Annotated in this window: 24 protein-coding genes; 1 reads left to right on the forward strand and 23 read right to left on the reverse strand. The window is 40.1% G+C overall.

Going from position 1 to position 23,461, the window contains the following annotated elements:
• Window positions 1-7 precede the first annotated feature (7 nt).
• From QM818_RS03040 to pbp2b, 16 genes are all read right to left on the reverse strand, one after another.
• Window positions 8-700, reverse strand: a complete 693-nt coding sequence (locus QM818_RS03040) for a phosphoglycerate mutase (protein ID WP_000240129.1) — start codon at window positions 698-700, stop codon at window positions 8-10.
• Window positions 701-938: 238 nt separating this feature from the next.
• Window positions 939-1,415, reverse strand: a complete 477-nt coding sequence (locus QM818_RS03045; protein WP_049546526.1) for a hypothetical protein — start codon at window positions 1,413-1,415, stop codon at window positions 939-941.
• A 13-nt stretch (window positions 1,416-1,428) separates the two neighbouring features.
• Entirely contained in the window at window positions 1,429-1,809 is a 381-nt protein-coding gene (locus QM818_RS03050; RefSeq protein ID WP_000837844.1) for a hypothetical protein, read from the reverse strand.
• A gap of 400 nt (window positions 1,810-2,209) precedes the next feature.
• Window positions 2,210-5,002 carry an isoleucine--tRNA ligase gene (gene ileS / locus QM818_RS03055; RefSeq protein WP_414299900.1) on the reverse strand — a complete coding sequence of 931 codons (2,793 nt, stop codon included), beginning with the start codon at window positions 5,000-5,002 and terminating at the stop codon, window positions 2,210-2,212.
• 252 nt (window positions 5,003-5,254) lie between these two features.
• Window positions 5,255-6,130 carry a DivIVA domain-containing protein gene (locus QM818_RS03060; protein ID WP_414299901.1) on the reverse strand — a complete coding sequence of 292 codons (876 nt, stop codon included), beginning with the start codon at window positions 6,128-6,130 and terminating at the stop codon, window positions 5,255-5,257.
• An 8-nt stretch (window positions 6,131-6,138) separates the two neighbouring features.
• Entirely contained in the window at window positions 6,139-6,924 is a 786-nt protein-coding gene (locus QM818_RS03065) for a YlmH family RNA-binding protein (protein ID WP_414299902.1), read from the reverse strand.
• A complete protein-coding gene (locus QM818_RS03070) occupies window positions 6,921-7,184 on the reverse strand; it encodes a YggT family protein (RefSeq protein WP_000898129.1) in 264 nt (87 codons plus the stop codon). The genes QM818_RS03065 and QM818_RS03070 overlap by 4 nt, the downstream gene beginning before the upstream one ends.
• Entirely contained in the window at window positions 7,184-7,717 is a 534-nt protein-coding gene (locus QM818_RS03075; protein WP_414299903.1) for a cell division protein SepF, read from the reverse strand. The genes QM818_RS03070 and QM818_RS03075 overlap by 1 nt, the downstream gene beginning before the upstream one ends.
• Window positions 7,718-7,726: 9 nt before the next feature.
• The gene (locus tag QM818_RS03080; RefSeq protein WP_261027507.1) at window positions 7,727-8,398 is read right to left on the reverse strand and encodes a YggS family pyridoxal phosphate-dependent enzyme; all 672 of its coding nucleotides are present in this window, start codon (window positions 8,396-8,398) and stop codon (window positions 7,727-7,729) included.
• 4 nt (window positions 8,399-8,402) lie between these two features.
• Window positions 8,403-9,659 carry a cell division protein FtsZ gene (gene ftsZ, locus QM818_RS03085; RefSeq protein WP_000144254.1) on the reverse strand — a complete coding sequence of 419 codons (1,257 nt, stop codon included), beginning with the start codon at window positions 9,657-9,659 and terminating at the stop codon, window positions 8,403-8,405.
• 17 nt (window positions 9,660-9,676) lie between these two features.
• Window positions 9,677-11,056, reverse strand: a complete 1,380-nt coding sequence (gene ftsA / locus QM818_RS03090) for a cell division protein FtsA (RefSeq protein WP_033688313.1) — start codon at window positions 11,054-11,056, stop codon at window positions 9,677-9,679.
• A 214-nt stretch (window positions 11,057-11,270) separates the two neighbouring features.
• Window positions 11,271-11,975, reverse strand: a complete 705-nt coding sequence (locus QM818_RS03095) for a YwaF family protein (RefSeq protein WP_049502428.1) — start codon at window positions 11,973-11,975, stop codon at window positions 11,271-11,273.
• 94 nt (window positions 11,976-12,069) lie between these two features.
• Window positions 12,070-13,443, reverse strand: a complete 1,374-nt coding sequence (locus tag QM818_RS03100; protein ID WP_261081201.1) for a UDP-N-acetylmuramoyl-tripeptide--D-alanyl-D-alanine ligase — start codon at window positions 13,441-13,443, stop codon at window positions 12,070-12,072.
• 83 nt (window positions 13,444-13,526) lie between these two features.
• Complete coding sequence (locus QM818_RS03105; RefSeq protein WP_143952402.1) at window positions 13,527-14,570, reverse strand: D-alanine--D-alanine ligase; 1,044 nt, start codon at window positions 14,568-14,570, stop codon at window positions 13,527-13,529.
• Window positions 14,571-14,744: 174 nt separating this feature from the next.
• Window positions 14,745-15,341 carry a recombination mediator RecR gene (recR, locus tag QM818_RS03110; protein ID WP_023946149.1) on the reverse strand — a complete coding sequence of 199 codons (597 nt, stop codon included), beginning with the start codon at window positions 15,339-15,341 and terminating at the stop codon, window positions 14,745-14,747.
• 10 nt (window positions 15,342-15,351) lie between these two features.
• Window positions 15,352-17,409 (reverse strand): penicillin-binding protein PBP2B, encoded by a 2,058-nt coding sequence (gene pbp2b, locus QM818_RS03115; RefSeq protein WP_414299904.1) that lies wholly within the window; start codon window positions 17,407-17,409, stop codon window positions 15,352-15,354.
• 191 nt (window positions 17,410-17,600) lie between these two features.
• Here pbp2b and QM818_RS03120 point away from each other — a divergent pair, with 191 nt between their 5' ends.
• The gene (locus QM818_RS03120; RefSeq protein WP_247933096.1) at window positions 17,601-18,452 is read left to right on the forward strand and encodes a MurR/RpiR family transcriptional regulator; all 852 of its coding nucleotides are present in this window, start codon (window positions 17,601-17,603) and stop codon (window positions 18,450-18,452) included.
• A 61-nt stretch (window positions 18,453-18,513) separates the two neighbouring features.
• Here QM818_RS03120 and QM818_RS03125 read toward each other — a convergent pair whose 3' ends face one another.
• From QM818_RS03125 to QM818_RS03155, 7 genes are all read right to left on the reverse strand, one after another.
• Window positions 18,514-18,864, reverse strand: a complete 351-nt coding sequence (locus tag QM818_RS03125; RefSeq protein ID WP_033684864.1) for a type II toxin-antitoxin system RelE/ParE family toxin — start codon at window positions 18,862-18,864, stop codon at window positions 18,514-18,516.
• Complete coding sequence (relB, locus tag QM818_RS03130; RefSeq protein ID WP_000951987.1) at window positions 18,854-19,141, reverse strand: type II toxin-antitoxin system RelB/ParD family antitoxin; 288 nt, start codon at window positions 19,139-19,141, stop codon at window positions 18,854-18,856. Before relB ends, QM818_RS03125 begins: the two co-directional genes overlap by 11 nt.
• Before the next feature lie 96 nt (window positions 19,142-19,237).
• Window positions 19,238-20,122 (reverse strand): ROK family protein, encoded by an 885-nt coding sequence (locus QM818_RS03135; RefSeq protein ID WP_033684863.1) that lies wholly within the window; start codon window positions 20,120-20,122, stop codon window positions 19,238-19,240.
• Between the two features lie 17 nt (window positions 20,123-20,139).
• Window positions 20,140-21,057 (reverse strand): dihydrodipicolinate synthase family protein, encoded by a 918-nt coding sequence (locus tag QM818_RS03140; RefSeq protein ID WP_143952407.1) that lies wholly within the window; start codon window positions 21,055-21,057, stop codon window positions 20,140-20,142.
• A gap of 172 nt (window positions 21,058-21,229) precedes the next feature.
• Window positions 21,230-21,874, reverse strand: coding sequence for a YesL family protein (locus QM818_RS03145; RefSeq protein ID WP_261024804.1), 645 nt, complete (start codon window positions 21,872-21,874; stop codon window positions 21,230-21,232).
• A gap of 19 nt (window positions 21,875-21,893) precedes the next feature.
• Complete coding sequence (locus QM818_RS03150; RefSeq protein WP_143952409.1) at window positions 21,894-22,346, reverse strand: NanQ anomerase/TabA/YiaL family protein; 453 nt, start codon at window positions 22,344-22,346, stop codon at window positions 21,894-21,896.
• A gap of 271 nt (window positions 22,347-22,617) precedes the next feature.
• Complete coding sequence (locus tag QM818_RS03155; RefSeq protein WP_033676563.1) at window positions 22,618-23,457, reverse strand: carbohydrate ABC transporter permease; 840 nt, start codon at window positions 23,455-23,457, stop codon at window positions 22,618-22,620.
• Window positions 23,458-23,461 lie beyond the last annotated feature (4 nt).

The raw sequence follows: 23,461 nt of genomic DNA on the forward strand, positions 1-23,461 counted from the left end.
CAATTTTTTATTTTCCAAGGTAGTATTCAGAAACTACGTTCAATTTTTCGTCGAATTCGAATACCAATGGTGGGAAGTTAGGGATTTCCACGTCCATGATTTCGTCATCTGACAAACCTTTGATGTGTTTTACAAGGGCACGGATTGAGTTACCGTGAGCTCCTACGAATACGTTTTTGCCATCTTTAAGAGCTGGAGCGATTTTATCTTCCCAGAATGGAAGGGCACGTTCCAAAGTCACTTTCAAGTTTTCAGCATCTGGGATAACTGAATCGTCAAGTGAAGCGTAACGACGGTCAGTGTGAGCTGAGTGCTCATCATCACGATCCATGTTTGGAGGCAATACATCGTATGAACGACGCCAGATGTGAACTTGTTCATCACCAAATTGTTCAGCAGCTTCAGCTTTGTTTTTACCAGTCAAACCACCGTAGTGACGTTCGTTCAAGCGCCATGATTTTTCAACTGGAACCCACAATTGGTCAGAAGCTTCAAGAGCCAAGTTAGTTGTTTTGATAGCACGTTTCAATACTGAAGTGTAAGCTTGGTCAAATTCGATACCAGCTTCTTTGATCAATTTACCAGCGTCAATCGCTTGTTGTGTACCTTTTTCAGACAAATCAACATCAGCCCAACCAGTGAAAAGGTTAGCTTTGTTCCATTCAGACTCACCGTGGCGAGCAAAAACCAATTTTACCATTAGATGGATTCTCCTTTAAATTTTCCGAGGTTTTCCCTCGTTTATCTATTCTATTTTACACAATTTTTCACAAAAAAGCTAGTCAAAACCAAAAAGGAAAGGACTGTTTGGCAATCACATTGTTTTTGGTTATTTCTATTCTATCTTCATTATTTAACCTTTAAAAAACACCCCATTTTCTAACATTTGGGGTGTAATTTAACCAATTATTCTCAATTACTACAAAAAAATTTCTATCTTACTGTAGTTGAGATGTCAAAGTTTTCAACTGTTTTTGCAAATTGTCTCTAAAGTCTTTCAATTGTTGAGACAATTTTGATTTATCATCTTCCTTGAGCTCAGTAGACCCTAGCAAATCATATATTTTTTTCTGCGCATCGAATAATTTTTGAGTTGACTCTTTTAGTTTGGTAAACGACTCATTATTTTCCATAGCTGTGCCTTTGAAACTTTCCTCAGCTTTAGTAAAATAATCATCAAAAATCTTTTTATAAAGATCTATATAATCTGCATAAGTACGTATTGATTCAATCGCATCGTCTGTTACAACCGGTGTATCAAGAGTGATTGTTTCTTTTGAGGTATTAGATGTTGCTACTGTCTTCTCATCATTACTTGTTGAAGTAGTCTTTGAATTTTGTACTCCACATGCAACGAGAAGAGAAACAGATAATAGAACTATTCCTAGACCGATAAACTTTTTTGTTCTTTTCATGCCAAAATACCTTTTATTCTTCTGATTTGAATTTCTTCAATGTTGCAAGGAATAGAGATCCTCCAATAATGGCAAGAATCCCCCCAACCCATCCTAAGAATGGAATGAGACTAACTCCACCAGAAACAATCATTAATACAGACGGAGCTGCACCTACACGATTATCTCCTTTATAGTAAACAATAGCAATGATACCAAGAACAAGATTTGCAATCTTCAAGGCATTCAAGAGTAAGGCAACACCTGAAACAGCCCCTGCAGTAGCTCCTCCATTAAGAGTTGTAGCAGCTGTATTTACCGCTGTTCCCAACAAGACAAAAGGACCAATAAGAAGTAAAATTCCTCCCACAAGACCGACGATACCACTAATTAAAGCAAGTGTTTTTGATTTCATAATAAAATCTCCTTTTTATTTTTTTCAAATAAAATTGTATCATATTTGCTAAAAAAAAAAAGTATTTTCTGATATTATAAAATAAAAATTTGTATAATATGAAATAAAATATAATACTTTTTAGAAATCAAAAGCAATTACACAAATTTATTATTGTAAAAATGTGACACAATTTTCCAATCTTATCCGCAATATCAAATTCGTATTTTATCTTACTGCTGTTAGCTTGCTAAGTTTCTCTTTGATTCTTGTTGAGTATAAAAAGTCACACCTCGCAAATTTTCAAAATAAATAAAAACGCATCGTATCAGGTGTTCACAAGCTTGATACAATGCGTTTAATAGACTATAAAATTAGTTGTCTTTTCTTCTCAAATTGAGTTTTCCTAGACTTTTCAACCTTATTTTGCTTCAAATCCTTCTGCGACTGCGTCTGCAAAGTTTTCTTCTACGATGCTTGCACAGTGGTCACAAATGACTGCGTGGTAGCTGCGTTCTGCTGTTGTTGGATCGATACGACGGCAACGGTCACATACTTCACCTGCAGCACGTTCAACTGTAAAGGCTACATCTTCGAAGCTAACGGCAGCTTCTGGAGCTGGTCCTTCTGCGATGGTCAAGTCTGACACGATCAAAAGTTGAGCCACATTGCTGTTTACTGCTTCAAGTAGAGTTTTCACCACTTCATTTGGATAAACTGTCAAGTGTGCTTCAAGTGATTTACCGATAACTTTGGCATTACGAGCCTCTTCCAAGGCTTTTTGAGCTTGTCCACGGAAATCCATAAAGGCTGCCCATGTATCCAAGATTTCTTCTTGATTAGCAAAAGTTTCCGCTTCTGGCAATTCTGATAATTGAACGAAGTCTTCTGCTTCAAATTCAAGATATGACCAGATTTCTTCAGCAGTATGAGGAAGGATTGGTGTCAAGAGTTTGGTGATTTTGACAAGAATGTCATAGAAGACAGTTTGCATTTGACGGCGTTCCAATGATTTGGCACCTTCGATATAAACAACGTCTTTAGCAAAATCAAGGTAGAAGGCTGACAAGTCAACGTTGATAAAGTTCACCAAGGCCTTGTAGATTGTCAAGAATTCAAAGTTTGCATAAGCATCACGAATGGTCTTGACAAGCTGGTTAAAGCGAATCGTCATGTACTTATCAACTGAACGAAGTTCATCGTAAGCTACTGCGTCTTGAGCTGGGTTAAAGTCAGATGTGTTAGCAATCAAGAATCGAAGGGTGTTACGGATTTTACGGTAAGTTTCAGAGACTTGGCTCAAGATATCCATAGAGATACGTACGTCATTGCTTGAGTCAACACTTGTTACCCAGAGACGCAAGATTTCAGCACCAAATTGTTTTTCAACATCGCTTGGAGCAATGGTATTTCCAAGAGATTTAGACATCTTCTCACCTTTACCGTCAAGGGCAAAACCTTGTGACAAGATTTGTTTGTAAGGTGCTACGCCATGGTTAGCAACTGAGGTGATGAGCGATGAGTTGAACCAACCACGGTATTGGTCAGAACCTTCTAGGTAAAGGTCTGCTGGGTAAGTCAACTCTGGACGGTTTACTACAACTCCATTCCATGATGAACCTGAGTCAAACCAAACGTCCATGATATCAGTTTCTTTTTTGAACTCGCCGTTTGGTGAACCTGGATGAGTAAATCCTTCTGGCAAGAGGTCCTTAGCATCACGTTCCCACCAAATGCTTGAACCATGTTCCTCAAAGAGTTGAGCCACGTGTTCAATCGTTTCAGCAGTCATAATCGCTGTACCATCTTCAGCGTAGAAGATAGGAAGTGGAACACCCCAAGCACGTTGACGAGAGATAACCCAGTCGCCACGGTCACGAATCATATTGTAAAGACGGACTTTACCCCATTCTGAGTGGAATTTCACTTTTTCAATTTCGTCCAAGATTTCTTGGCGGAATTTAGAAACTGAGGCAAACCATTGTGGTACTGCACGCCAGATGATTGGTTTCTTAGTACGCCAGTCAAATGGGTATGAGTGAGAGATTTCTTCTTGGGCAAGAAGGAGGTTACCAAGTTTTTCAATAACAGTTGGAACTACCTTTTCATAGAATTGACCTTCAAACTCAGGACCAGCATTCTTCATCATGATACCACGTTCGTCAACAGTCACTGCGACTTCAAGACCATTAGCAATACCAACATTGTAGTCGTCCTCACCAAAACCAGGGGCTGTATGAACAATACCAGTACCAGAGTCAGTGGTAACGTGATCACCAAGGATAACCAACTCATCTACAGCTGTATCCCATGGGTGTTCTGTTACGATGTGGTTGAGTTCTTGACCACGGTAAGTTGCCAAAACTTGAACATCAACCCAGCCAAATTTCTCAGACAAGCTAGTCAATAATTCTGCAGCAACCACAAACTTGCGATCTTCACCAGCAGGTTGAACCAAAACGTAATCAATATCTGCACCAACAGTCAAACCACGAGAAGCTGTGATGGTAAATGGAGTTGTTGTCCAGACTACGATATAAGTATCAGTAGCTAGAACACCTTTGCCATCTTTTACCTTATTGGCATAGTAAAGAGAAGTTGAAACCAAATCATGGTATTCAATCTCTGCTTCAGCAAGGGCAGACTCAGATGACCATGACCAGTAAACTGGCTTGGCACCACGGTAGATATAACCTTTATTAGCCATCTCACCGAAGACACGGATTTGAGCTGCCTCATAGTCAGGAGTCAAAGTCACATATGGATTTTCCCAATCACCAGAAACACCCAAACGTTTAAAGTCTTCACGTTGTTTATCTACTTGAGAAAGAGCGTATTCGCGGCAAAGTTTCAAGTACTCAACCAAGTCCATTTCTTTGCGTTTAACACCTTGTTTTGCCAAAACTTGCTCGATTGGCAGACCATGAGTATCCCAACCTGGGATAAATGGTGCGTAAAAACCTGACATTGATTTTGAACGAACAATGATATCTTTTGAAATCTTGTTCATAGCGTGTCCAACGTGAATATTTCCATTCGCGTATGGAGGGCCATCATGCAAGGTGAAATGTGGTTTTCCTTGGTTCAATTCTTGACGACGTTGGTAAAGTTTTGCATCTTCCCATTCCTTTTGCCAAACTGGCTCTTTGGTAGGAAGGCCTGCACGCATTGGGAAAGCTGTTTTCCCAAGATTAAGGGTATCTTTGAGTTTCATGGTATCTCCTTTATAAATAATAACAAATTAAAAACCACGACTGCCAAAAAGGACGAAAATCGTGGTACCACCTTTGTTCGGAAAAAGATCTAGTCTTTCTCCCTCTTTTCCCGTAACGTGGGGAACGTCAAATCTTACTAGCTTCAGACTTGAGTTTTTGAGAGGATAATCTTATCGTTAGGGAATGCAGGACTCACACCATCTCCTGCTCGCTGGAAATATAAGGATAAGATATTGTTCTCAGATTATTTCTTATAAAATTGTAACAGATTCTTGCGGTGCCGCAAAACCTGGTTCTGAGTTTACAGCTTCAGTAGCTGGTGTTGGACCTGAGTAATGGCTTGGAGCTACTTCTGGCTCCTCATACATTGGACCAACTGGATGAGCTGGACTTTCTTCAACAACCGGAGTTGGTGAAACCACTTGTTCCTGCTCAGCTCTTGCTTCGGCTTCTGCAAGTTCCTTATTAGCCGCTTCGATACGCGCTTGCAACTCAGCCATTTCCTCGGGAGAAAACTGGCGAGTAATATCAATTGGTTCTTCCTCTGGATGTTGTTGCAAGACAGAGTCACCTAAGACTTCGCTAACCACTTCTTTGAAAGCTTCATCACTTGTCTGAAGATAAGTCGCAGTTGGGCGAAGAATATCTTCCCAATCTGAAGATTCAACAATTGCTAACTGGCTTTCAATTGTAGATTTAAGACGTTGATGGAAGACACGGCTCTTGTTCTTCAATTCTTCTGTTTCAACAGCAACTTTCTTAGCATTGTCAGTTGCTTGACGAAGAATTTCATTTGCCTTGTACTTAGCTTCTTCCAACAAACGTTGGGCATCTTGCTCTGCTTGTTGGATAATATTGTTTGAACGTTCCGTAGCAGCTTGTTTTACTCGCTCTGCTGTATCTTGTGCAATCAATACAGACTGGCTCAATGAATCTTTCATCTCATCAAAGTAAGACAAACGCTCTTCCAAACTCTTAATATGTAAATCCTTATCATGATTAGAGCGAACCAAATCTTCATAATCACGGACTACAATATCTAAAAATTCATCTACTTCTTCTTGATCAAACCCTCTAAAGCGTGTGCTAAAGGTTTTATCTTTGATTTCTAACGATGTAATTGGCATATTTTTCCTCACTTACTTAATAACAATTGGACCGTTAATTTCTTTTTATCTTTTTTTGTTTGCCCATTATCTCTAACGAGTTTCAATCGACCAAATTTCCTAACACTAATCAAATCACCAACTTGGACTGCATAATCTGATTTTTCAACTAAATGGTAATTCACTTGGACTGCCTGTTTTTCAATTAGCTGACTTGCCTGATTTCTAGACAACTTGAAGACACCTGCTAGAAAAACATCTAATCTAGAACTAGCGATACAAATATCTAATTCTTGATAATCTTCTACTGTAGCAATTTTCTCAGTAAAATCCCGTTCTTCTAGACGAACCGGTAAACGAGCAACTTTCGTAATGCCGTCTTGAAAAAGGAGCATAAACTGTCGATTAATGATAATCTGTGCCCTCTCTTCATTGACTAAGATATCACCAAATAGCTTCCTATCGATTCCCAGCTGATTTAAAACAGTCCCTAATATTTTTGCATGTGTTAAGCGCTCAAACTTATTAGGATAGACTATTTCTTGCAAGGATAGTTCAAAATCAGAGAATTCTGGCTCAAAATAATCAGGATACAGGAGAACCCGTACATATTCAGTTTCGAGAAACTGCCGACTGCTCATGTAGGAGATGCCGTTTGTTGATGCTAGAACCTTTAAAATCTTTTCTTGATTGGGATTTACAAAGGGTGTTAAAAAAGGAGAATACGAATCTTCTACCTTTTTTATCCATTCTGCTCCCTTATCAATAAAAGATGAATCATTCTTAGAAAAGTGTTGATAAATCATCTTGTTCATAGAAAAATCACTAAAAGTCGAATCAACTGTTCCCCTAGGAAGTGAACTAGTAATACCGCAATCCAGACAGACAAGTCAAGACCTGCAATCTGGAGGGGTAAACGTTGCAAGGGAGCTATTATCGGTTTCACTAAACTAATGATCAAACGCCCAAGACGTGATTCATAAGCATTAGGGAACCAAGACATCAGAGCAAAAATGATTAAAATCAGTGAATAGATATCCACTGCATTTTGAATAAAACGAATGAGAAAGAGCATTATCTCACTCTCGTACGTTTCATGTCAAAACCAAATTCACCATTTTGTGATTCATCTGGGATTTTGATATCTTCAATATTGACGACAACATCAACTGGTGTCAGCAAGTACATAGTAGATGCTACCTTTTTCATGTTACCAGCTAAAACGTGACGTGCCCCATCCAGATAATCCAAACAACGACGAGCTTGGACTTCTGTCATATATTGGAAATCAATCAAAATACTTTCGTTACCAGCTAATAAATCAACAATATCTGTGGCATCTTCATATTTGCGTGGATAACGAACATCAATTGTCACCTTATCAGTAGAACGTTGACTTTGCATAGCCAACTCTTGTTGACGGGCATGAAGACGAGTGATGTTTTTATCTTTAGATGGCGTGCTAGCAGCTTGTTGAGGCAACTCTTGAACAGAAGGGACTGGAGTCACAATCGGATCTTCAGCTTTAGACTGATAAGTAGTACCCACATCTTCTCCATCTTCTGTAAAATAATCTATAAATTTATCAAATCTATCTTTTAAAGACATAGTTCTTTCCTATTTAAAAAATGCTGAACCAATTCTGACAAATGTTGAGCCAAATTCAATCGCTTCCTTGTAGTCACGACTCATACCCATACTCAAGTCCGTCATTGGCATATTGGGAATTTGTTTTTCTCTAATTTCTAGTTGCAAATCCTGCGTAGCTTTAAAAATCTCTTTCAACTCATCACTACTAGCTTCAAAAGGTGCCATGGTCATCAAGCCGACATATTCGATTTTATCTAAGGTGGCCAACTCTGGCAAGAGCTCCAATAGTTCTTCCTTTGAAAAACCATGTTTGCTCTCTTCCCTTGAGATATTCACTTGTAAGAAACACTTAACAACTCGGTCACTTCTTTTTTGAATTTCCTCTGCTAGCTTTAATGAATCCAAAGCGTGGAAATAATCAACGTACTGAATGACATCTTTAACCTTGCGTCTTTGCAAGGTTCCAATCAAATGCCAGGTAATATTTCTACCTTTTAAAGCTTCATATTTCTCAAGAAATTTATCCACACGATTTTCACCAATATGATGCACACCTAGCGGAAGCAAAGCCTCCGCTGTCGGTACGTCTACATATTTTGTAACAGCAAGAACCGAAACAGAATTGGCTTCTCTTCCTGCCTGCTGACTTGCATCTTTTATTTGTTGAAAAACACGTTCTGTATTTTCTTTCAAATTCATTTACTTAACGATTTTTGAAAAATGGAGGAGTGTCTAATTCATCCTCATCGTGTAAAGATGGTGCTTCGAAACGTTCAACTGGTGATACCACTGAATCAGTTGGTCGAACAATTGTCTCACGACGCAAGTCCCAATCACCAAATGCTGAAGATTGAGAAGTTTCTGTACGACGAGGTGCTGGACTTGGAATTTCTGCAGTTTCGGCCATATCAAAGTGACGATTATGATTGTGTGCATGGCTAGGACTTGCTTGCTCATGACGAACAGCTTGTCTTGGTGCATGACCAACAACTTTTTCAACACGATCTTGACGAACACCAGTTGCAACGACTGTAACACGGATTTCATCTTTCATGTTTTCATCGATTGATGTTCCGAGCCAGATGTTCACTCCTTGACCAGCAGCTTGGTTGACAATTTCTGAAGCTTCTTCTGCTTCAATCAAAGTCAAGTCAAGACCACCAGTAACGTTGACGATGACATCCTCAGCACCGTCAATAGTTGTTTCAAGAAGTGGTGAGTAGATTGCCTTACGAGCTGCTTCTACCACACGTTCTTCACCACTACCGATACCAATACCCATTAGAGCGTTCCCTTTATTTGCCATAACTGTTTTCACATCGGCAAAGTCAAGGTTAATCAAACCAGGATTTGTAATCAAGTCAGTAATTCCTTGAACACCTTGGCGAAGTACGTTGTCTGCTTCGCTAAGAGCTTCAAGAAGTGGCGTTTTCTTATCAACAATTTCAAGCAAGTTGTTGTTTGAAATAATCAATAGAGTATCTACATGTTCGCGAAGTTGATTGATTCCTTCTACAGCATATTGGCCACGTTTGCTTCCTTCAAAACCGAAAGGACGTGTCACAACACCAACTGTAAGAGCACCTAAATCTTTAGCAATGCGGGCAATAACAGGAGCTGCACCCGTACCTGAGCCACCTCCCATACCTGCAGTGATGAAGACCATATCTGCTCCAGTAATAGCTTGAGTCAAGGCTTCTTCGCTTTCTTCGGCTGCCTTTTGACCGATTTCAGGTCGACCGCCAGCACCCAAACCACGAGTCAATTTAGGACCTAACTGAATTACAGTCTCAGCTTTTGTACTACTCAAAGCTTGTACATCTGTGTTTGCTGCGATAAATTCTACGCCTGCAACACCTTCGTCAACCATGCGGTTAATGGCGTTACCACCACCTCCACCAACACCGATTACTTTAATCACTGCACCTTGAGCAGCCGCTGTATCAAATGAAAATGTCATAGTTTATTTTTCCTCTTTTATTCATCAAACATACTTCCAATTAAACCACGGAAGCGATCTGCGATTTTTGGTTTATTTTGAGAAGATACTTTATCTTCTTTTGGAGCAACTACGTTCGTAGAAGCTGATTGCTCTACCTCAGTATTTTGAACTGGTTGAATAGGGGTAGGTTGTGCTACCTGCGTAACACGTTGAATCATCCCACCAAAATTAATTGGTTGGTGACGCAAAGTATCCTCACCCTTGACTGCTCGTTGTGCTAACAAATGCACTTCAGTCAATTGACCAGCAAATTCAGATAAGCTAATCACATGAGCGAAGGCAGGGTTACGGATTCCAACTTGATTTGGAACGTAAAGTTTAACACCAACGCCAAATACTTCCTGCGCAAGTTCTACAATACCTGGTAAAATAGCATTTCCACCAATCAGAACAATCCCACCTGGAAGATCCAACAAATGTCTTCTTTCCAACTCTTGTTTGATTTGTTCAAAAATGTGTTTAATGCGAGCTGAAATAATCTCTGCTAGGTAGCTTTCTGTAACCTCAACAGGCTCTACTTCACCAATCACTTCAACTTGGAAGGTTTCATTACTTGCAAGTGAAGGGTAGGCTTCACCATAGTTCAATTTCAATCCTTCAGCTAGTTTTTGTGAAGTCTTCAAGACTTTAGAGATATCTTTTGTGACATAATCTCCACCTTCTTGAAGAATATTTGTAAACTGGAGTTCTTGGTTACGGATTGTAGCAACAGTTGTTTGACCTGCTCCCATATCAATCACAGTAGCTCCAAATTCACGCTCACCTTCGTTCAAGACTGAACGAACCAAAGCCAATGGCGAAATAATAATATTTTCAACTTGAACACCTGAGCGCTCAACTGTCTTACGTAAATTGTGAAGAATAGTACGGGGACCTGTGTAAAGCAAACCACGCATTTCAAGACGAACACCCATCATGCCACGCGGGTCACGAATACCTTGGAAACCATCTACGATAAATTCTTCTGGAATAAAAGTAATGACTTCACGATCTGGTGTCATACTCTTTGTCAAGGCTGATTTAACAACATTTTCAACATCTTGATCTGTAATTTCTTTTGTATCAGATGTAACTGGAATCATACCTTGAGTTGGTTCTACTTGCAAAAGATTTCCAGGCAAACCAACATTCACTGATTTGATTGAAATGCCAGCTTTCTCTTCTGCTTGGGAAATAGCTGACTTGATAGCAGTTGCTGCTGCTTCGATATCAACGATAATCCCATCCTTTACACCTTTACTCTTGGCATTACTTACACCAATTACATTAAGTTCACCATTTCTAAGTTCGGCAACCAATACTTTAATCGAATTAGTTCCGATATCTAAGCCTGTAAAAAAACCATCTCTAGCCATTACATCGCATCCTCTCTCTTCCAAGTTTCAAACTTCTATTCAAAATAGCTAAAATAGGGCATAGCTATTCACAGAATATTATAACACAAAAAATCCAATCGTGCTTAGTTTTTCCTAAATTTACTTACCATTTTTTCACATTCGTTCCTCAGCTTTTTTTATTTTCCAAACAAGTTATAAAAAATCAGATTTATGAAAAAAAGAAAGCTTAAAATCAAGCTTTCTTTGCAATCATTTTTTCTGCTTCTTGTTCTAAAAATAGTTCCAAGATTTTCTTTGTTAACGTAATCGCTGCTGATAAGGCTAGAGAAACGATTAAATAATTAGCTACTAAGCCATGGTCTCCAACCAATGGCGGTTTTGTCAAGAATCCGTAATCTCCACCTGTTACTAAATTGACCACAAAAATCAAGGCATTTAATGCAAAGGTCATGAGAAAAATTCTTTTCACATCTAGCATTCTCGCATCGTACTGTCTCAAGAGATAAACCAGTGAGTTCCCCAAGAGAGCTAAGTGCCCAAAGATAAAGGACAAAATGGCAATATGTGGGAAAGGATAGGGATCTGGCACTGGATAAACAAAGGCAGCTAATGTCCCAAATGTTCCTAGTAATGCAAAATACTGCCTATATTTAGACTGACCAGGAAGCAAAAGCACCACAAACATAGCCATACGGCAATGGTAAAAGGGTAAGCTTTCTGACAATGGCATATGATTAACCCCGTACCATCCATAAAGAAGGATTAACTGAACTGCCTGCAAGATTTGGAAAAATCGTTGATAAGCCTTCTTTTCACGATAACGATAGGCTGTATAAAAGGTCAAGGCCAAGAGTGTAAATATACTGACATACCAAAAAAGATCAAACTTGGGTGGCTCTGTTGCTTGGGTCGTAAAGAAAATATCCCATAAATTCATCTAGTCTTCCTCATGTTTCAAAATTTTCCTGCATTTTATTATACCATGCTACTTAAGAAAAATGAATTTAGAAATACGTAAATGTTTGACAAAATCACTTAGCTTCATTTTCTAAACTTTCTACCAACTTGGCCAAATTCATAGAGTTAGAGCCCTTGAGCAGGATTTGGTCATGCACTCCAAGGCTTTCTTTGACCTGCTTAACTAGGTCTTCAAATTGGTCTTGGTTTTCTGTTTTCTTGAAGTAGTAAACGTGGCCGATTGGGAACATTTGACTAGCCAATTGGGCCAATTCTGCAATGTCTTCTCCATAGAAAATAACTGTATCAAGCACATCTGGAGAAAGGCTCAAAATCATCTGATTATGGAGTTGAATAGACTGGTCACCAAGTTCCTTCATGTCCGCCAAGACAGCGATTTTCTTGCCACCTTCGTTGGCTGGAATGGCAGAGAAAGTCTCTAAAATCAGCTTCATAGCAGTTGGATTGGCATTGTATACGTCAGACAGAATATCTGCTCCATTGGCCGCTTTCTTCCACTCGGTACGGTTACGCGTCAATTCAAGATTTTGGAAGGCCTGACGAATTTGCTCCTCTGGAACTCCTTCTTGCAGGGCAACATAGGATGCAATCATAGCATTGGTGGCATTGTACTTACCAGTCACTGGCAAATCAAGGGGTTGCTCCAAGAAATTGGCCTTAAAGGTCAAGCTATCCTTACGCTCAACCAAGTCGGTAATTTCCAACTCTGCTCCTTGGCCAAAACGAACTACCTTTTTATCAGTTGGCAAGTAGTCCTCTACAATAGTGTCAGCTGGCGCTAAAAGCAAGGAATTCGAAGACATCCCGTCTGCAATTTGCATTTTTCCTTTAGCAATTTCAGAACGGTCTTTGAAAAAAGCCAAATGGGCTTCTCCAACCAAGGTCACGATGGCTGTTTTTGGACGAGCCAATTCTGACAAGAGATGAATATCTCCCAAGTGATCCTGTCCCATCTCCAAGACCAACTTTTCTGTTCCTTCAGGCATATGGAGAACTGTGTAAGGAAGGCCAATCTCATTATTGTAGTTGCCTTGTGTTTTGTAGGTTTTGTAAGTTGTTAATAGCAAGTGAGCTAACATATCCTTGGTCGTTGTTTTACCATTTGAACCTGTGACAGCAAAGACATCAACTGCTGTTTTTTCAAGATAGTATGCAGCTAGGGTTTGAAAGGCAGTCAAGACATTATCTACTAGAATATAGGGATGATTTGCAACCTCTTTCTCAGACAGGGTTACAGCAGCGCCATTTTCAAAAGCTGTTTCGATAAAGTCATGACCGTCACGCGCACCTTTGAGGGGCACAAACAAGTCCCCCGTCGCAATTAAGCGACTGTCAAACTCAGCCTTCTCTAACTGGGTGTTCTCAAAGATGCTAATATCATTTTTAGCTCCTACAACTTGAGCCACTTCATGGATTGTTAATTTCATTTCTACTCCTTTAAAAAGGGTCGAAGCTCGAGAACTCTAGTCACCTTTCAGTGATGGTTCTGGCTTCTACCCTCTCTTTCATTTTATAGCAAATGCGCTTCGCGCTTGTCAAAACTTTCCTTGGCAAGGTCAACCAAACGCTCGATTAGTTCTGGGTAGCTGATTCCCATATTGTCCCAAAGAAGTGGATACATTGACCACTGGGTGAAACCTGGCATGGTATTGAGCTCGTTGAGGAAAATCTCTCCCTTATCTGTATAGAAGAAATCGCAACGAGATAGACCGAGGCCACCAATCGCACGGAAGGCTGTTTCTGCATTCTGACGCATGACAGCTACCACATCATCACTGATTTTGGCTGGGATATCCATGGTAATCTTGTTGTCAATATACTTGGCGTCATAGTCGTAAAAGGCAACATCCTTGACAACTTCTCCTGGCAGCGTGCTCTTAACATCGTAGTTACCCAAGAGACCAACCTCGATTTCACGGGCATTCACTCCTTGCTCAACCAAGACACGGCTGTCATATCGGAAGGCAAGTTCCAAAGCTTGGCGGAGTTCTTCTTGATTTTCAGATTTAGAAATACCGACACTAGAACCCATGTTTGACGGTTTTGTGAAGACTGGATAAGTCAATTTTTCTTCAACTTCGGCAATTTTAGCAGTCACATCATCACCTTCGACAATGGCCACATAAGGAACTTGGGCAATCCCGACAGATTCTAACACACGTTTGGTCGTGATTTTGTCCATGGCAAGGCTAGATGACAAGATATTACATCCGACATACGGCATTTTCAAAACTTCGAGGAAGCCTTGAACAGAGCCATCCTCTCCCATCGGACCATGAAGGACTGGAAAGACCACTGCACCTTCTTCGTAGATAGCACTTGGTGCAACTTTCTTATCCCAATCAATGGTTTCATTGGTCATAAGACGATACTCTTGACCTGGAGTCTGGCTAAATTCTTGCGTTTTAATAAAGTCACCTGACTGGCTGATGAAGAAAGTCTTGACTGTGAAACGGTCGTAGTTGACCGCACGCATCACACTCTCAGCTGAAAGAACAGAGACTTCACGCTCTGCACTACGTCCACCGTATAAAAGAATAATCGTTTGTTTCATATTATTTGTTCCAATTCTAATAGAATACTCGTTCTTTAGTATATCATATTTGCTTCTTTTTTGAAACTTGAACCTGATGCTGGTGCTCAAGAAATCTAAAAAGAGACCGATAAAACAACTGTCGGTCTCCGTGATTTTTATATAAATGAATTGAGTTTGTTAATTTGTCTAGACTTACAGCTCTGTCCGATTTTCAATGGCTCGTAAGAGTGTCACTTCGTCCGCATACTCAATATCCGCTCCGACAGCGAGACCTCGCGCTAGACGCGTAACCTTGATACCAGCTGGCTTGAGCAAACGTGAAAGATACATCGAAGTCGCTTCCCCGTCCGCTGTAGCATTGGTCGCCACAATCACTTCTGAAACTTCACTATCCATAAGACGAGTCATAAGGCTCTTGAGATTGATATCATCTGGACTGATACCATTCATGGGAGAAATAAGACCATGTAAGACATGATAGAGCCCGTGGTATTCTTGGATATTCTCCATGGCTGCCACATCGCGACTATCTTCGAGAACTAAAATCGTTGTCTGGTCACGAGTCGGATCGATACAGATAGAGCAAGGATCGTCATCAGTCAGGCGACCGCAGATGGAACAGTAGGTCAGCTCTCTCTTAGCAGAAAGGAGATTTTTAGCAAATTCATTGACATCGTCATCAGACATTCCAATAGTATAGAAGGCCAGACGGGTAGCCGTCTTAATCCCGATACCCGGTAACTTCGAATAACTGTCAATTAGCTTAGCAATAGGTGTTGGATAAAGCATACGTTCCTTTCTAATTCATTGGATGATGTTGGTTATAGAGGTTGATAATATCGCGCGCAATGGAAGGTCCGACACCATTTGTAAGGTTGGTGTTATGAGGGAAGACAACAGCTACAGCGATTTGAGGATTATCTGATGGTGCATAGGCCACAGCATTAGTATTGTTAGCTTTTTGACCGCCCTCAACATAACTTTCAGCAGTACCTGTTTTTCCACTAATGGATACCGCTGCGCCATTTGAAAAGGCACGACCGGTTGTCAAAGCACTACCACCATGTGACACTTGATAAAAGCCTTGTTGGAGGATGGAAACATCAGACTCAGAAATATTAATTTTATTCATTTCCTTGGTTTCAATAGATTGGATTAAGTTCCCTAAGCCACCTTGTTCGTTGTTTCCATAAATCCCCTCGACAATGTGGGGGGCAATCCGAACACCGTTGTTGGCAATAGTTCCAACGTACTGGGCTAATTGCATAGGGGTGTAGTTATCAAACTGGCCAAAGGCATTGGTAATGTAATTGGCAAAGTCATATTCCTTAGGGGTAAATCCTGTAGATTCATCCGGAAGATCAATACCCGTTGAAGCTCCAAGACCATATTCAGCAAATGTCGCACGAAGTTTCCCCATAGCTGATTCCAAATTGCTGGTTCCAACAAACATATTAGGTTGATAAGTTTGACCCATGATGCCCAAAGCCGTTTGGACCATGTAGGTATTAGAAGAATACTCCAAGGCTTCCACAGCTGTAATCGGGAATGAACCGTAGGCTTGAGTATACCAAGAATTAATTGGAGCTGAACCTTGGAAGACAATCGGTTGGTCTGTCAAGGTCTGATTCCCTGATAAGACTCCATTCTCCCAACCAGAGCTGATGGTCGCCGCCTTGACAACCGAACCCGGGACAAAGACATTGGTTACTGTTCCCAAGGAATCAGGTGTTAAATCTCCCGTTTTCAAGTCATGTTTGAGTCCTGACATAGACAAAACCGCACCTGTTTTTGGGTTCAAAGCAACTGCATACACACCTTCAGAATACTTGGCTCCTCCATTTCCCAGTTCGGAATTGAAATAGCTCTTAAGCAGATTGTCCACGCTATCTTGGAAGGCCAAATCAATAGTCAGTTTAATATTATTCCCTTTGGTACCATCTTCAATATTCTCGACACTTTCCATGTTGCCATGTTTATCAAGATGAATTTCTTTCACCGAGCGTTTCCCTTGCAAGGTTTCTTCATATTGTTTTTCTAGATAAGAAGTCCCAACACGGTCATTTAAAGAATACCCCTTTTTGATATAAGCATCTGCTTCTTCAGCTGGAAGACCAGCTTTTTCACTGGATACACTTCCTACTATAGACGAAAGTGAAGTCTCTAAAACCTTTCGATCCCACGAAGTTGAAATACTGATACCAGGTAAATTCTTAGAAGCCGAAGCAATCAAGGCAATCTGAGTATCTGTCAAGGAGTCTGTCGCAATGGTCCCTGTCGCAAAATTTCCAACTGCATTGAGTTGGCTAAAGAGGTAAATTTCTTTCTTTTCGTCATCCGAGTAGGCCAATTGGCTTGGATAGATACTTTCAACAGTATTATTGTAAAGCTCGGATTCAGATAATTGATTGCCATCAGAATCAAATCGCTTCTCACGTGGTAAACTTTCCACTGCTTTCTTATAGACATCTTGATCTGCTAGGTAATAGTCCGCCAACTGTCTATCAGTCAATGTTGGAGAAGAAACTCCCACATAAGCCAGCAACTTCTTGGCTGTTTCTTTCAAATCTGCAGCCGTCATTTTGTTGTTTCGGGTAAAGGAAACAACTTGTTTCACAGTATTTTCAACCAAAGGCTTGCCGCTGGCATCATAAATTTCGCCCCGGGCCGAGCTAGTGGTCACCTTTGTTTTACTAGCAGATGCTAATTTTGTCTCATAAAAATCCTTGTTCAAAACCTGCATATAAAGCAGACGACCAATGATGGCCATAAAGAGCAAAATGACGATTGAAAACAATAAATTAAGCCGAATCGGAATCGAATGGCTGTTAAATTTTCTCATACAAATCAGTCTCATTTCTATTTAAAATCTTACTCTTCATTGTACCATAATTTGAGCAGAAAATTATGGAAAAGAAAGAAGCTTTTTTCGTTTTTAAGGTAAGATACGTTTTTATTTATTCATCCCTATATTATATGTTATAATGAATGTAAAAGTTCAATAATCTAGTCTTTTTCCAATACGACTCATTTAAAGGAGCCTTCCCTATGGACAAACCAGATATCGCAACTGTCATTGATTCACATTTTGAAGAAATGACAGACCTTGAGCAAGAAATCGCTCGCTATTTTTTGCAAGCTGAAACGATTACAGATGATTTATCTTCCCAACAGGTCACTCAAAAATTACATATCTCTCAGGCTGCACTAACTCGCTTTGCTAAAAAGTGTGGCTTTACTGGCTACCGAGAATTTATTTTCCAATACCAACATCAAGCAGAGAAACAAGACACCCATTCTCACAAACACAGTCCACTGACAAAACGAGTCCTCAGAAGTTATAGCAACATGAGAGAACAAACACAGGACTTGATTGACGAAGAACAACTGGAACGAATCGCCCAGCTAATCGAAGATGCTGAGCGTGTCTACTTCTTTGGGACAGGGAGTTCTGGCCTTGTCGCTCGTGAAATGAAATTGCGCTTCATGCGTCTAGGTGTTGTCTGCGAGGCTTTGACCGATCAAGATGGCTTTGCTTGGACAACCAGTATTATGGATGAGAATTGTCTAGTACTGGGTTTCTCACTTTCTGGCTCAACGCCTTCTATTTTAGACAGTCTATTAGATGCTAAGGAGATGGGGGCAAAAACTGTACTTTTTACAAGTGTTCCCAATAAAGATAGCCAGACCTATACAGAGACTGTTCTTGTAGCCACCCATAGTCAATCCTCCTACATCCAACGAATATCCGCTCAACTTCCTATGCTCTTCTTTATCGATTTAATTTATGCCTACTTTTTGGAAATCAATCGTGAAAGCAAGGAGAAAATCTTTAATAGCTATTGGGAAAATAAAAAACTCAACGGCTATCGTAGACAAAAACGCGTCAGAAAATCCTAGTTTGGCTTAGCCAAACTAGGATTTTTATTCATCACCAAACATACCTCTTCAAAATTATGAATTAGTCATATCTTGACTTAGTCTTGAATAATTTCATGTAATCACTTTTTGAAGGGAGTAAATAAGCAAGTCTGACGGTATCCTCAACAATTGTATATAATACGATGTAATCCTTACTCAAGGTCAATCCTCGCGTTTGGTAGCGAGGATCTAATTTCTTACCAAATTTTTCATCAGCATCAAATCCAGCTTGGGGGAAAATTTCTAGCCGATTAATATCTTTTCTAATACTCGCCACTTTTCGTCTCGCAGCCTCTACAGAACCGATTTCCTCTGCTATATACTGATATATTTTATCCAGACTATCAATCACTTTAGGAGAATACAAAATCCGATATTTTTTATAATCCATAGCGTGTCACGACATCCTCATCTGTCAAGTAATTTCCAGCCTCAATCTTGGCATAACTTTCTTGAACTTCTGCTTGTAATTGTCTAAACAAATACTCCTTCTCTAATTCCTCTTCACTCAGTAAATCTACTTCATTTGTTACGGCAACATTCTTTAAAAATAATCTGAGTGCCGATGAAAGAGAGAGATTTTGTTCTTTTAACACTTCCATGGCATCATTTACCAATTCTCTATTAGCTTGGAAGGTTACAATTTTACTTGAATTCGCTATAGCCATTTTATATAACTCCTTTATATATTTTATTTATTATCTCACAATTATAAAGAAAATCAAGGGAATTTGATTAGAAAATCCTAGTTTGGTTGAACCAAACTAGGATTGTTTTGTTTTAAAATGATAATAAGCACCCAACATACCTGCTGTGTTTTGGTGATGGGCAAATTCTAATCGTGTTTTTTCAGCTAGGCTTGGTACCAAGGCTTCTTTCAAGGCTGTACGGATTTTGGGTTTGAGGATAGCCTCTTGTCCCATGATACCGCCACCGAGAATGACCACTTCTGGATTAGCAACGTAGCAAATATTAGCCAGACCTTTCCCAAGGTAATCTACCATCCGGTCAATACCAGCCATACAAATCTTGTTGCCTTCAGTGGCTTCCTTAAAGATGCGTCGGCCATTCCACTGTTCAACTGAATCACCATGAGCTGCTGCCACATATTCTACCAAGGCTGTGGTAGAAGCGAGATCCTGGAAAGCTCCATCCTGCATATGCATATAACCAACTTCGCAGGCTGAATTGCTAAATCCATGGAAGACTTTCCCATCCATAATCAAACAACCACCGATACCGGTTCCAATGGTCAAGCAAAGGGTGACACTCGCTCCCTTGCCTGAACCAGATACCGCTTCAGCAAGACCTGCACAGTTGACGTCATTTTCAATCTCGCAAGGGATTTCAAAGGTACTCTCAATTTCTTTTTTAAACTGAGTTTCAGCATAGTTAGGAATCTGAGGGCCAGCATAGAAAATTTCCCCCTTATCAGGATCCACCATCCCAGCAGAAGAAATAGCAACTCCTGCTACTGGGCCTTTTTCTAAATAGCTGGCTACGATATCTTTGGTCTTTTGTAAGATATGAGGTCCACCTTTATGCGCCTCTGTTGGCATTTCATGCGATTCAACAAGTTGGCCTTCTTGGTCGATCAAACCATATTTGATATTTGTTCCACCGATATCAATTGCAACGTAGTGTGTCATAAATACCTCCTTATGGATTAGAGGAAGCGCTCCTTGGTTTCACGAATCAAGGCTGCAGCTGCTTCTACAACTGGACGATCTTCTTCAGTCACTGGTGTCAATGGTGAACGAACAGAGCCAATGTTCAGTCCTTCATTGATCTTCAAGACCTCTTTGATGACACCGTACATATTTCCATGTGCAGAAGTGAGTTTACCAATGATAGCGTTGATAGCGTATTGTAATTTACGTGCTGTTTCCAAGTCTTTATCAGCAATTAATTTGTTGAGTTTCAAGAAGAGTTCTGGCATCGCACCATATGTACCACCGATACCAGCTTTAGCTCCCATGAGACGACCACCTAAGAACTGTTCATCTGGACCGTTGAAGACGATATGGTCTTCGCCACCAAGGCTCACAAAGGTTTGGATATCTTGAACTGGCATAGAAGAGTTCTTAACACCAATAACACGTGGATTCTTCAACATTTCAGTGTAGAGACTTGGCGTCAAAGCAACACCAGCTAATTGAGGAATGTTGTAAATCACGTAGTCTGTATTTGGAGCTGCAGAACTGATATCGTTCCAGTATTTAGCAACTGAGTATTCTGGCAAGCGGAAATAAATCGGCGGAATCGTTGCAATAGCATCTACTCCTAAGCTTTCTGCGTGGCGAGCAAGTTCCATACTATCTTTAGTATTATTGCAAGCTACGTGAGCAATAATGGTCAATTTCCCTTTGGCAACTGCCATGACTTCTTCCAAGATTAACTTGCGGTCTTCAACACTTTGGTAGATACATTCACCAGAAGAACCATTAACATAAAGACCTTGAACACCTTTATCAATGAAGTATTCCACCAAGGCACGCGTACGCTCTGGACTTACTTCTCCTTGATCATCATAACATGCGTAGAAGGCTGGAATGACACCTTCGTATTTTTTTAAATCTGACATAGATTTTCTCCTAAGATTTCTTTTTTTCTGCTAAAAGCAGGATTTATTCTTTACGTGTTTAGTATACACCTTATGAAAAACGCTTTCAATATCTTGTGTACACTTAGATTTTAGTTTCGATATGAATTTTGAAATGTTTAGGGCTTGAAAGTAGTTTCAGAAACAAGCCATCCTATTGGTATTTTGCGAAAATTTTCTCCATCAATCCAGTCTGGATAAAGACCAAGAGTCCAAACCCAAAAAGCAGGAAGGCTGAGCCACCTAAAAGTAAACTGAAGGCGGACAGATAAAGAACCATCACAATAAGAAAGAGAATAGCTAACATGAGGAAGAACCAAGGAAAGTTAAAACTTGCCAAGATAAGTCCTTTTTGCAGCACTTCTTTCCAAGTCAAATCATAGCGTGCAGCGATGGGATAGCTAGCCAACATCACGATAGTGAGGAAGATAAGAACGCCTAGACAAATAGCTTTCACCATTTGGAAAGGCATAGCTGTCTGACCCCAGAAGAGATAGAGATCTAGAAGGCTTAATGAAACAATGCCTAACTCCAGCAAACCTAACTGAAGACCTAGCTTCAGATTTTGCTTGAAAGCTCTTAGATAGATTTTAAAGACAGGCACACGTCTGCTCTTCTTAATCTCAAACATAGTCTCGTAGAGGCTAATTTTAGCCACTCCAATCGTCACGATGGGCAAACAAGAGACGACAAAAAGAAGATTAGCTGTGACGATATCCAAGACCTTCTCACTAAAACGCATGAGAAAGTTATCTGTATCAAATGCTGCCTTGATAAGGCTTACTCCTTTTTGTGCCATGTTTGCTCCTCCTGATTTTTTAATCAATCAAAATTTTAAAGAGATATTTGCGAACCTTCTCTTCCATACCTGCATAGCCATTTGGCTGGTGAGGTTCTCCTGGGAAGAAAATCGCAAAATTGTGATAACCCAACAAGAGTGGGTAATGTTCATGACAATGAACAAAGCCAATGTCACTTGCTTCGTCGAATGCTACTGCCTCGTCTTTGATACGTGAACCGTAGCTCGAATATTCATGTCCTTCTACCAGCAAATGCAAATCTGCATAGTTTTTATGATGCTCAAATTGATCATTTTCAGCTTGATTGAGGACATTTTCCTGAACAACTAGAAAGACCTTGTCCCCGTCAATCTCATACTTACCTAATTCGAAATAATCCTTACGGTGCTGGTAGAGATAGTCGATAGCCTTGTCTAGATTGGGATGAATTCCTTTGTAAAAGGTGATGTTTTTCAAATCGTCAAAAATCATACTCTTTCCTTCGTTTCTGATAGTTAACTAAAATCATTCTTAAGTTTATAAGTGTCTAACAAAATCTCCAAGGTAAGAAAATACCCAACATTTTGTAGACACTTATAACCTCTATATTCTCTAAATCTATAAAATATATTTCTGTATCTTGATAGATTTATTTTCCTATACTCAATGAAAATTGAAGAACAAACTAGGAAGCTAACCGCAGGCAATACTTAAGTATGGCAAGGTGACGCTGACGTAGTTTGAATTCAATTTTCGCAGAGTATTAACCTTTGACCGCTCCCATAGTAATACCCTGAGTGAAGGATTTTTGGAAGACTAGGAAGACTGTTACGATTGGAACTGCTGCAAGAGCGGCACCTGCCATTATCAAACCATAGTTGGTTGCCATTTCAGCTTGCATAGTTGCAACCCCGAGTGAGATGGTCAAGTTTTGACGTGAAGTCAACATAACCAACTGCATGAAGTAGTCGTTCCATGTATTGATGAAGGTAAAGATTGCAAGGGCTGCAAATCCTGGTTTCACAATCGGGAAGGCTACGCTCCAGAAAGTACGAATCTCACCACAACCGTCGATTTTAGCTGACTCAAGCAACTCTGTTGGGATATTTTCACTAAATTGTTTCATGAGGAAGACCCCGAATGGCCATCCAATCAAAGGCAAGATAACTGCCCAAAGTGTATCATGGATTCCCATGAAGTTGACGATACGTACCAATGGTACAAGGACAACTTGTTTTGGAAGAGCCATGGCTGCAATAAAGATTGCAAAAAGAATGCGTTGACCATAGAAACGTTTTTTAGCCAATACATAACCTGCTAGAGAAGAGGTCGCACAGACCAAAAACATGGTTACCAATGAGATAAACACAGAGTTCCACATCCACTGCATAGCAGGGTTTTGCACCATAAGTTGTTGGAAGTTTTCCATGGTTGGCATTTTAGGGAACCACTGAGGAGGAATAACGATTGTATCAGGTTGTGATTTGAATGCCCCTGTCAAAATCCAGTAGAATGGAAAGATAAACAGCACGGTCAACAAGAGCAAAATAATAGTTGAAATAACAGTGAAAGCTGTTAAAGGTTTCTTTTGTGTAGATTGCATAGCC

Source organism: Streptococcus mitis, from assembly GCF_047464035.1.
GTDB lineage: Bacteria > Bacillota > Bacilli > Lactobacillales > Streptococcaceae > Streptococcus > Streptococcus mitis_DX.